Genomic DNA, 11,140 nt, shown 5'->3' with positions numbered 1-11,140 from the left:
AGGCGGTAGCCCTTCAATAGAATCAACATCGGGCTCATCAACTTGATCTATTAACCTACGGGCGTAAGGCGATACTGAATCAAGATAACGTTGCTGCGACTCAGCAAACAGCGTTCCAAACGCAAGCGACGATTTTCCAGAGCCCGATATTCCTGTAAAAACAACCAATGCGTTACGAGGTAAATCAACGTCTACATTTTTCAAGTTGTGAACGCGTGCCCCTCTTACTTGAATGCTATTACTGGGATCAGATAAATCCATTGTTGAGTTTTTATGTGTGCTTGCCATACGTTTATACTCCTGTTTAATCGCGCTTTTTACTTTAAGTTAGCTTTGAATTATTTACTCTTATTACTCGTTATTACCCTAAAGTAGCGCAAGCACACTGAATGAGCGCTTAGTCTGTAGTGGCGCAGCCAAAGCGCTGGGTAAATAACGATGATTGTTTGTTTACATAATAGGTATGGAATGCGAATATAATTTAAACAGTTATTGTTATGTAATTTGTTACGTAATTTGTTACGTAATTTACTAGGTATTTTACTAGGTAATAAAAAGGAACTAACAGTGAATAAAGCCTTAGTTATCATTTTATTGGTGCTTTCGTGGGCAACCCAAGCCGACTCTATCAAAGCGCTAAATGTTGACCGTGCAGTACCAAATAGCATGCACTTATCGTTTGCAAACGATAGCAACATAATCCCTAAAAAAGGGGATTTTAAAATCGTTAATTATGTATTAATGAGCAATGAAGAGGGCGAACGCTGGGCTGTTATAACGCTAACTAACTTATCGTCGGGCAATCGCGAATTAGGCGAGGAGCACTTACTTGCGCTTTTTGCTGATGGCAGCCGATTCATGCCAATGGAATTTAAACTCGGTTTTAAAGGCAACGAAACACAATCCGTAACTGTATCGTTTGCCGATTATAAATTCCCTATTTTAAGTGTGTATTCGAGTAACGATTTGTAACTAATAACGATGCGATAATATTAAATTAGGGATATTTCTAAAATTAAGGATTTTTATGAAATTTGAAGATGCACAACAAAATATGAACCTCGCATACTTCGGTGGTGGAACCGGTGTATTAGTGTCTGGCTTGGTTTGGTGTATAGCTGGCTTTGTCGCATTACTGCATTCAAATCAATCGAGTATGCTTACTTTGTTTTTTGGTGGTATGTTTATACATCCTTTAGCCATGCTACTTTCAAAAGCTCTTAAACGCTCTGGCAATCATGACCCTAAAAACCCATTAGGTAAATTGGCCTTAGAAAGCACTATTATTTTATTTGTTGGTTTGTTTTTAGCGTTTTATGTAGCAAAACTTCAAGCTGAATGGTTTTATTCAATAATGCTGATGATAATTGGTGTTCGCTATTTAGTTTTCAACACTTTATATGGCATGAAAGTGTACTGGATTTTAGGTGTTTCGCTTATGCTTTCTGGCATGCTGTGTATTGTAGTAAATGCCAATTTTGTAACCGGCGCCTTTATTGGCGGGATAACCGAAATAGTATTTTCGCTAGTAATATTTGCCCAATCGAAAGGTATGGTTTTAAAAACAGAATAACAAGCTCTTATAATCGCAAAAATAGTGTGCAGTTGGAGTTACTCTTCAGCTTGGTATTATAGCAAAGGTTTTTAAAGTATTGAGTATCTGCAAATTGCATGTATTCATTAGTCGGCTGTGAGCTAATAGCGGTCATTTAAGGAGGTGTTATTAGCTTAGTAATAATAAGAGGAAACTTACCCCTTTTTTATATTCTCAAATAACCAACAGTAAGCATAATATTTATAGCTGGTAATAACTTACACTATTTGCTATTAATATAAGTTCATAAAACGGTACGTTTTCTCGCAAAAATAGGGAATCTGTCCTCTGATAAAGCTGTTAGCTGTATTTTAAATTACCCACGACTTCAATAATTTAAGAGGTTCATTTACTACATGGAATACGAAAAGATATTTGTAAGTTATAGCTGGGATGGGGATAATCACCAAAAATGGACTAAACAGCTTGCCGACAGACTGGAAGAAATTTTAGAGCTAACAGTAAGTTTTGATCAATATGATTTAGATTCTTTTACAGATAAAGACTATTTCATGGAGAAGGCTGTTTTTAAAACAGACCTTCTTTTACCTGTAATCACTGAAAGTTATAATGTAAAGGCAAATGATCGACTTGGTGGAGTTGGAATTGAAACATCTATGGCGGTTGCAAGGCATTGGTCAGAAAATTTAGGTGGGGGCAAAAGTAATATAATCCCTATTCTTAGAGAAGGAACTGATGTTCCAAATTATTTACAAAGTAAATTTTATATTGATTTTAGGAAAGATGCTGATTTTGAAAAGTCATTTTTAAAATTATTAGAACATATAAAAGGAACTTCAAAGGCTTCTAGACCTGAAAAAAAATATTCTATTCACAATATCCCCGTAGTACAAGAATTTACTAGAATTGAAGATTTTCTAAAAATTAATTATAAGAACAGAAAACTTTCTTTTGACCGCTCACAAACAACCGATTTTTCGGGCTCAAATAAAATAAAATTTGAGTTATGGGAAACAAAATCTCCTTCATTACAATATTATTTATTTCTTTTTAATAATACATCCTTAGATAAAACAGCCCAACGAATAAGTAAATTAATTAAAGAAGAAGGTTTAAGGATAGACCATCTGACTGTACTAAAGCGAAATAGCAGTAAAAAGGGGTATCTCACTAAGCTATTTAAAGATAATGGTTTCAATGTAAAGCTAACTGAGCTTACTTATTCGGATTACATCTGGGAGTACTGCATTGATGAGGATGCAAAACGTGATTTAGGTATTTACACTCGCCCCAATTTTATTGACCAGTCTCTTATTGGGAATGATGATAAGAGAGAGGATTTAGGCCCCGCATTTGATTATTTCAAAAAGAAATTAAATGAAGATGAGCAATCAACTGCTAATGTGATCATTGCACCCGGAGGAACAGGGAAGACGACATTATGTTCAAATCTTGCAAAGTATTATCAAAAACAAAGTGATGTCATACCTATATTCATTGAGTCAGAGGAGATGAAAAAATCATCAGTCTTATTAGCTAGAAGAAATATTAAAAGTGTATTTGATCTATACGATGCATATTCATCTGTATGTATTAATCAAGACAATGAATACGTTTTCAATAAAGTTACATTTGAAGTTTCTATATTAACTGGAAAGTTAATTTTGATTATTGATGGCTTAGATGAGCTTATTCCATTATTCCATGAAGGATTTGATATTGAATTATTTTTAAAATCAATTGATGACTTGAATAAACAGATGTGCTCTTCAAAAATAATAATAACATCTAGAAATGATGTTATTTCTAATGAGTTAGTGTCAAAGTTTTCAAACTTGAGTAAGTCTATGTTACTTGGTTTTGATGATGAAACTTGTCAAAAATATTTAGAAAAACGCTTTAAAAATTACAGTAATTGCGAAGAAATGATTCGAGCTACTAAGGCAAACATTACGCCTTTAATTTCCAAAGACGAAAATCAAAGAATACTACCATTTATTGTAGATTTACTTTCTTCTATTGTTGAAGACGCTCGAGGATCTGATTCATTAAAATTTGAACTCTCATTTGAAGATAAAAATTATGAAAGTAATTCTGAATTAACAGATTACCTCGTATATTCGATACTCAGGCGTGAATCGGTTAGGCAATCAATTGAAATATCAATAAATGAAGTTTTAGATATTTTCTTGGAGCTAGCTATTACTCATAGTGATAATTTTCCGGCACAAGATTTAAAAAATATTATAGAGGTCTATTACCCTGAGGTTGCTGTAGAGTTAACTGATAAACTATTAAGAAACCCTTTAATCTCGGTTTGTGGGGATGTTTGTAGCTTTAAATATGACTTCATCTCAGAGTATTTTAATACATTAAGTATTATTAATTTTATTAACAATTGTGACAAAAATGATGAGCTAGTTAAGTTAATAGCTAAGCATTCTTATGGAGATAGTAGTGTTTTTAAAGATGTAATTAAATACTTCATAAATGACACTGTCAACGCCGATAAGTTGATTAAAAAACTAATAATTCAAACAAAATCTTCTCTTAATTATGATGATGTTTTCAAGAAAGATGACTATAGGTTTCGAGCAATTTCTTTCCTAATTAATTTAGCTCTTGAGCTTAAGAAACAATTATCAAAAACAGATAAAATGCTTTTTTTAAAGGACATTTTTGGAGATCAAAGTAATGTTTATTATCTTTCAATATATGGCGATGGAACAGCATTAGATTTTTCAAATACACACGTATGTAACTCTAGGTTTATTGGTTATAAAAATTTTACTGCTTCAAGGTTTGAAAATACCACATTCTCAAATTGTGTTTTTGAAAATATAAATAATGATAATATTCCAAGCTGTCTAAGTCCTGAAATGTTTTCTACTTGCCAAATGGGAGATCTTGATATTGTTATTGAGTTATCTACAAATCGAATTAAGGAGAATAAAGCTTTGGTTGAAAAAGAGTTGAGGACATTCTTTACTTCATTTTTTAATAGAGCAAGATTTGTTGATCAAAAAAAATCATATATAAAATTTTCTGATAAAGTTAAAGGTATTGATAATAACTTCTTCGATGATTTATATTCCAAAGGAATTATTAAAGTTAAATTAGAAAAGTCTCACGAAACCTATTTCGAAATCTGCCCTACATATCACGATAGTGTTTACACTCTTATTATGAACAATACAGTTGATGATAAATTGAGAAGAATTGTATCATCTCTTGTTTAAGTCTGCTTACCAATACAGCTAACAAGTCGTTAGCTGTTTAAAAACTATGGACATGGAATTATCTAAGGCGTATTTAAAGTACGCTTCCCTTACGCGTTAAAAATAGGGCTCTCACTTTTTATTATTACAATGTCACTAGCTGTAGCTAGAGTCGCTTTCACTGAATTAAACGCTCCTTTGAGTGTTGTTATTGAGCGTCTAATAATATTTGGAGTTGCCATGTTTGCTTTCTTTTTTACTTCTAGCTTTATTTACTGCTTGTACAAATATTATATTGAGTCACCTCTTATCAAAAAGTAACTAGTTTAGGTGCTAAAACAGCTAACGACCTTCCGCTTATGGCACTTTTACGAAGTTCGGCTGTGAGCGAAAACAAGTCATTTAAAGGTGTTGTCATTAATTTAGTAATATTAAGAGGAAACTTTTCTCTTTTTTATATGTTCAAATAACCTACAGTAACTATAATATTTATAATTGGCAATGAGTTACACTATTTGCTAATAATAGAAGCTCATGAAATAAGGAAGTTTTCGCGCTAAGATAGGGAAAGTGTCCTTTGATAAAGCTGTTATAACCTATAGGAAATTAGTTATGTCGAATAAAGCGTACGAAGTTGCACATATAAGAGAGCAAGGGCAGGATATGATTATTATCCCTGTTTCAAATTCCGTTAATAATATGTCAAATGCAAAGCAAAATGAGCTCAAAACATCCCTTCAATATTTTGCTCAAGATGCTGGTTTAGCTGGTGAAGTTTATCTAGTTTGGCAGCATGGCCGACATTTTCATTTTCTAGCTCCGCAGCCATGGCATCCATTCTTTAGTAATATGAGTATGCAATTTGTAGCTCAAAATATTAATAAAAAACTTACCTGCTCAAACTGAGCGGCGGNCAACCGCCTACGGCGTCAGCTGATGGAAGCGTTGTGCTAATTGAGCTAGTTTTGCGTGTTATGCTGTTCCCGAAATGTAATGACTAGCAAAGGAAGGTTATGCCAGAAGAAAAAAAAGGGTTGTCCGACAAAGAAGTAGAACAACTTTCAGCGATTGAGTTTCAAAGTCAATCATATTCGTCCTTTTATAATACGACAATGGAAAAAGATAAAAGTATATTGACGCTTTCTGTAGCAGGAATGGGTTTTTTATTAACTTTGTTACAGCTTGCTAAAAATATTTCATATTTTGAATTTATATTTTTTTTGATTGCTGCCCTAGGTTATTTGGTGGCTATTTACAGCGTTATTTCAATATTCGGAAAAAACTCTAATTTTATAATTGAATTAGTGAATAAAAGAGATACTTCAGTAAAACAATATCAGTTGGATATCTTAGATAAAACAGCAATTCGATCATTCTATCTAGCTATAGTAATGACGGTTGTACTTGGTGTATCGACGTCACAAAATATGTTCACAATAGGAGAAAAACCAATGTCAGATGATAAAAAAGTAGTCCAAAGAGTCTTTGTGACAGATAGTTGTATGAAAGCAACAGATCTTCATAGAAGCTTTCAAGGCGCTAGTGCGCTTCAAGGTAGCACTCAACAGCAAGTAGTAGCTCAACCACAAACTACTGGTGCGGCAGCAATGATGCCTAGCTCGAGTGCTACTCAAGCTAGCTCAACTTCATCAGATAAATAAGCATAATAAAAACCTCAATCGAACGGCTTTTACTGTCACATAGATTAGCGTTGAGGTTGTAAAGTTACTCTTATAGGAACATACCCAAACTTCTGGATTGATTGCTTTTCAACCTTAAATGACGAATGCTGACAAAAATTAAAAATGAATGAACGAATGGGGCCAAATCTGGACTTCACACATCATGGATCATCAATGCCTGCATATGGCAATTTGTGAAGTTCAGCTGTGAGTGAAAAACTGACTGTCAGCCCCAATTATTCCAAATATTGATTACCTTATAAAAGAAACAACAACGACAACCAGAATAATAAACTCTGTATTCACAGCCTAATCAATAAGCATAAATTGATGAGATATTGTTACTTTTAGTGCCTTATTGTTATTTATTGATCGTAATCAATAGATAACCCTTTAATACTCACTACACTTAACTTGCTGAGATGGAGCCGAGTCTATTCTTATGGAGTTGGTAATATCATTGAAAAATATGATTTTAGATTGTGAAGGAGAATAATATGCGAACAGGTAATATTTTATGGCCTACGGATTTTTCTGATACTGCATCACATGCTTTGCAATATGCCATTGAAATGGCGAATTTATATCAAGTAGGCATTCGTATTTTACACATTGTTGATCAGCCTTCAGATAATGAGAATTATATGATCCTTGCGATAACTCCCCAAGAGTTAGCTAAAAATATGGAAGACGCTGCGGCGAGTAAAATGCATGAGTTATTAGGTCAGTTAAATACTGATTTAAAGATTGAAACGGTTATTCGACATGGTGATGCCATTAATGAGATTTTAGATGAGACTAATAGCGGTGATATAGGCATGGTGGTAATTGCCAGTCATGGAAGAACCGGACTTTCTCATTTTTTGAATGTTAACGTTGCAGAAACGATCGCCAATAAAGCTGATTGCCCAGTGTTAATAGTCAAATAAAATTGGCGCGTATCTCTTGTCCCGCTGCGGTTTAGACGGGACAAAGTGGCCAGCACGTTGGGTGAAAATGTGAGTTGTGTAAACGTCAATACACGGTTGAACTGCCCGAAAGTGAACGTTTCATACTGGGGCAGTACCTGTACGTACAACCTGGTCTTTTCCTCTTGAATTGACTGAATAATGAAGGTCCGCTCATGGCTACTCTCCAACCACTCGACAACATAAAATATTGAAAATAATTGGCAAGGTATTTTACTGTGTCGGATGGCGCTTCGCTTATCCGACCTACACTTACATAAAATCGCTTATTTGGCGTCTCCCACTGGTGAAAATAAAGCGTTTATTCAATACTAATACCTTGCTTTAAAAGGTACTCCACTGCTTTATCAGTATGGGGCTTAAATGCCTTCCAACGGCCAATTGCTTTATTGTTAAGTGGTTGGCGTACTTGCATTTTACTTGCAGTAGAAACTGGTGCGGTGTTTAAGTGAAAATCTATACATTGGGGTTGCCACTCTAGATTACAAAAGCTGACTAACTCTTTTATTTGTTGCTCGGGCTTTGCGACTAACTCTTCGTATTTTACTAATTTTATATTGCTGTGCAGGGCGCTAAAGTGCTGCATGAGTTTGTAAAAACGGCTATAAAATTTTGCAGTGTCGAGTAGGTCGAGCGAGTACGCGTAGTAGGGGTTATTAATGGTAAATAACTGGCGATAGTTACCAATACAGGTGTCCATAGGGTCGCGCAGCATGCAAATAATCTTAGCGTTTGGCAGTGCTTTGGTTATTAAATCGATATAAAAAAAGTTAAACGGGAGCTTATCAATAAAGTGTTTATGGCTGCCTGTTATTACGCGTGTTGCGTTTAAATAGGTTGACCCAAGCTGATTAAAATCAAGCTCGTAGGCTTTGCTGAGCGTTTGAGTGTCGAGTACATGGGGTGTTTGTGTTTGGCTTAGCTTTTTAACACTTAGGCCAAAGTCTTGTAATTCACCTGCCGNGCTCGATAAAATACGCTCAACTAATGTGGTGCCAGAGCGGGGCATACCTAATACAAAAATAGGTTCGGCCGTTGGGTTACCTTGTGTTAGCGCTTGTTTGTGCTGTCCACTTAAGTGTTTAATGTGTTCAAATAACTCAGTTGAGCTTGTATGATCAAACGGCTGTATAGCGCGTTTAGCTGCTTTACCTTGCTCTAACGCGTTAAAAGCTTCTGAAAATTCACCAAGGTCTTGATACTCTTTTGCTAAAGCATGGCCAATATGCAGTTTTGCATCGGGGTGCGTTACTTGCTCAAATACGTTTTTTAAGCGCTCAATATGGTTGTTTTGCTTACTTACTTTAGTTAAATCACTTAATGCAAAATGACTTTGATGATGCAGCGGGTTAAGCGCTATGGCATTTTCAAAAGCGTGTTGGGATTTATCAAATAGTCCTAAAAACTTAGCGCTTACGCCGTAGTTATAATAAAACGGTGGTTGAGCTTTGTTAGCCGCTGTAGCCAGTGTAATAGCGCGCTCAAAGTAGTTAAGTGCGTGTTCGTGAATGCCTGCTTGAGTAAGTGCAACGCCAAGTGTGTCGGCATCAAGGGCTTTAGTTATTTGCTTTAATGGCACCGATAGTGCGGTGTTTTTTGCTTTTTGTAATTCGCCAGTAAGTGCGTAACATTTAGCAAGTTGCGTGGTATATTCAATACTTTGGCCAAGGGTAAGGGCTTTTTCGATGAACTTTATTGCTTTGTGTATTTGCCCAACAGTTAAATTAACCATAGCTAACAAAAAATACCCATCAGCAAAGTCTGGTTTGAGTGTAACTAACTCCACTAGGGCTTTGTGTGCTTGCTCTATTTTACCTTGGTTTAGGGAGTGTATTGCGCTTTGATGAAGTTGCTTTAAATTTGGCTGCATGGTTTTGGTAATTATTATTTTGTAAAAGAAAATAAAAAGGCTCAAATAAATTTGAGCCTTAAAACAGTATTTAAAAAGTGAGACTGTTTAAAAATTACTATAAATTATATTTCAAATTTGTAGTTAAATTTAACACCTACCGTAAGCGGGCGATTAATGTAATGGCCGTAGTTACGTTGTATGTCGGCGCCATTAGCTGATGTTATATCTGCATCTGAACGACGAACGGATGTAACCGCGTATTTGTTGAATAGGTTATCAACATATAGCGTAGTTGACCATGCATCAGCCGTTAATTTAGCTGATATATTACTTAAGCTGTAACCTGGTAGTGTTTCGCCGTTATCACGAAGCCCTACTCTTGAAAGTACATCGCTTTGCGCGGTTAAACCGTAGTTAATATCAAGCGTTTTGTCGTTAAACACGTCTGTTTGATAGTTTACACCCATCGAAAATTGGTTTTCAGGTGAGCCAGGTAAACGGTCGCCGTCTTCTGCGCCACCGGTACCATCGGCATTAAACAAAAATGGTGCGTCTGATGTTAGTTCTGCTTTTGTGTAAGCGTACGTAGCATAAACTGAAAACGAGTCAGATAAAATAGCGCGGGTTGAAATTTCAATCCCTTTTGCATTAGCGCTACCTGCGTTTGAAAGGTACGTTAATTGACCTATATCTGTAGCGCCAGTGATTTGCGCATCATCCCAATCTACGTTAAATAACGCGGCGTTAAAGTGTAGTTGGCTTCTAAACCATGTACTTTTAAAGCCTAGCTCGTAGTTTGTTGTGGTGTCGGCTTCATATAATAATTCGTCAGGTTTACCACAACCTGTTTGTTGATCCTCAACAATTGGATCAGGACATGACACTAAACCGTTTGAACCGCCAATTCTAAAGCCTTCACTTACTGTTACGTAACCCATTACTGAGTCAGTGAACTGGTATTTAGCATTAAATTTAAATAAGTTGCCGTTATCGCCTGCTTCGTCTTTCTCGTATGCAACGGTGGTTACATCAGGATCTACTCCACCATACAATGTATTTGCTAGCGGGAAGTCAAAAGCCGCTTGCGACTCTATGTCGTACTTGTAAAAACGGGCACCAATGGTCACATCTAATTTTTCGGTAACTTGGTAGCCCACTTCACCAAATAGTGCAGACTCAGTGACGGTACTTTTTGTAAGCTCTAAGTATTCTAACGAGTCAGGTCTTAGCTGCTCGCCACCAAAGTTATCGATAGCGAATTGGTCAAAGCCAGGCGTAAACTCTCGGCTTGATGCTTCGGTTTCTGTTTTGTTATAAAAGCCACCCACAATCCAGTTAAAGTCGCTGTCGCCTTGCGACACTAGGCGGATTTCTTGGGTGAAGGTATCTTCTTCGTCAATTTCACGGGTAAACGTTGAAAACGAAGGAAACTCTTCATAACCGTAATCAAGACGAATAAGTAAGTCTGTTTGGTCGCGTTGGCCGTCGGCATCAAAGCTCGAAATACCGGTTGCCGATACTAGCTCTGCAAAACCTAGGTCGGCTTTTAGTTCAAGGCTTAGTAATTGATCTTTTTTCTCGCGAGGCTCTTCAAAGCGATAAGCTGATTCGTATTTGCCTATTACGTCGCTTAAACCGTTGTTTGCATTAAGGCTGTTGTAATGAACAATCGAGCGGCCTTCGTTGTCTTGGTTTTGATAAAAGTAGTTAAGCGTACCTTCAAACGATTCATTTGGTTTAAAGCGAACAGAAATACGACCTGTAGTGGTGGTTTCGCCGTTGGCGTCTTTTACATTTTTAAGGTTGTTATTAACTGCTGAGCTATCGCTCCAATCTGGATCTGGCAACGATACGCCAGGCTCGCG

The 11,140-nt window shown here is 36.1% G+C and carries 8 protein-coding genes and 1 pseudogene; 6 read left to right on the top strand and 3 right to left on the bottom strand.

The window, feature by feature from the left end:
- A pseudogene (locus L654_RS0108950) lies at window positions 1–288 on the bottom strand (excinuclease ABC subunit A); the annotation flags it as partial.
- A 279-nt stretch (window positions 289–567) separates the two neighbouring features.
- Between L654_RS0108950 and L654_RS0108945 the strand changes: the two are divergent.
- The 6 genes from L654_RS0108945 to L654_RS0108915 all read left to right on the top strand — a co-directional run bounded on the left by L654_RS0108945 (window position 568) and on the right by L654_RS0108915 (window position 7,384).
- Window positions 568–972, top strand: a complete 405-nt coding sequence (locus L654_RS0108945) for a hypothetical protein (RefSeq protein ID WP_024607834.1) — start codon at window positions 568–570, stop codon at window positions 970–972.
- A gap of 55 nt (window positions 973–1,027) precedes the next feature.
- Window positions 1,028–1,573 (top strand): hypothetical protein, encoded by a 546-nt coding sequence (locus tag L654_RS0108940; RefSeq protein WP_024607833.1) that lies wholly within the window; start codon window positions 1,028–1,030, stop codon window positions 1,571–1,573.
- A gap of 377 nt (window positions 1,574–1,950) precedes the next feature.
- Window positions 1,951–4,794 carry a TIR domain-containing protein gene (locus L654_RS1000000126895; RefSeq protein WP_024607832.1) on the top strand — a complete coding sequence of 948 codons (2,844 nt, stop codon included), beginning with the start codon at window positions 1,951–1,953 and terminating at the stop codon, window positions 4,792–4,794.
- Window positions 4,795–5,385: 591 nt separating this feature from the next.
- Window positions 5,386–5,679, top strand: coding sequence for a hypothetical protein (locus L654_RS0108925; protein ID WP_024607831.1), 294 nt, complete (start codon window positions 5,386–5,388; stop codon window positions 5,677–5,679).
- 107 nt (window positions 5,680–5,786) lie between these two features.
- Window positions 5,787–6,434 (top strand): hypothetical protein, encoded by a 648-nt coding sequence (locus L654_RS0108920; protein ID WP_024607830.1) that lies wholly within the window; start codon window positions 5,787–5,789, stop codon window positions 6,432–6,434.
- Window positions 6,435–6,952: 518 nt separating this feature from the next.
- Window positions 6,953–7,384, top strand: coding sequence for a universal stress protein (locus tag L654_RS0108915; protein WP_008165663.1), 432 nt, complete (start codon window positions 6,953–6,955; stop codon window positions 7,382–7,384).
- 340 nt (window positions 7,385–7,724) lie between these two features.
- Here the strand turns inward: L654_RS0108915 and L654_RS0108910 are convergent, their stop codons facing one another.
- Window positions 7,725–9,293: a sulfotransferase gene (locus L654_RS0108910; RefSeq protein WP_024607829.1), complete on the bottom strand. Its 1,569-nt coding sequence runs from the start codon at window positions 9,291–9,293 to the stop codon at window positions 7,725–7,727.
- Between the two features lie 104 nt (window positions 9,294–9,397).
- On the bottom strand, window positions 9,398–11,140 hold a 1,743-nt coding region (locus L654_RS0108905; RefSeq protein ID WP_024607828.1), incomplete at its 5' end, for a TonB-dependent receptor.

This window comes from Pseudoalteromonas sp. TAB23 (assembly GCF_000498075.1).
Lineage (GTDB): Bacteria > Pseudomonadota > Gammaproteobacteria > Enterobacterales > Alteromonadaceae > Pseudoalteromonas > Pseudoalteromonas arctica.
Note: the sequence above shows the minus strand (reverse complement) of the source record. Positions and strands in the feature narration are given on the sequence as shown.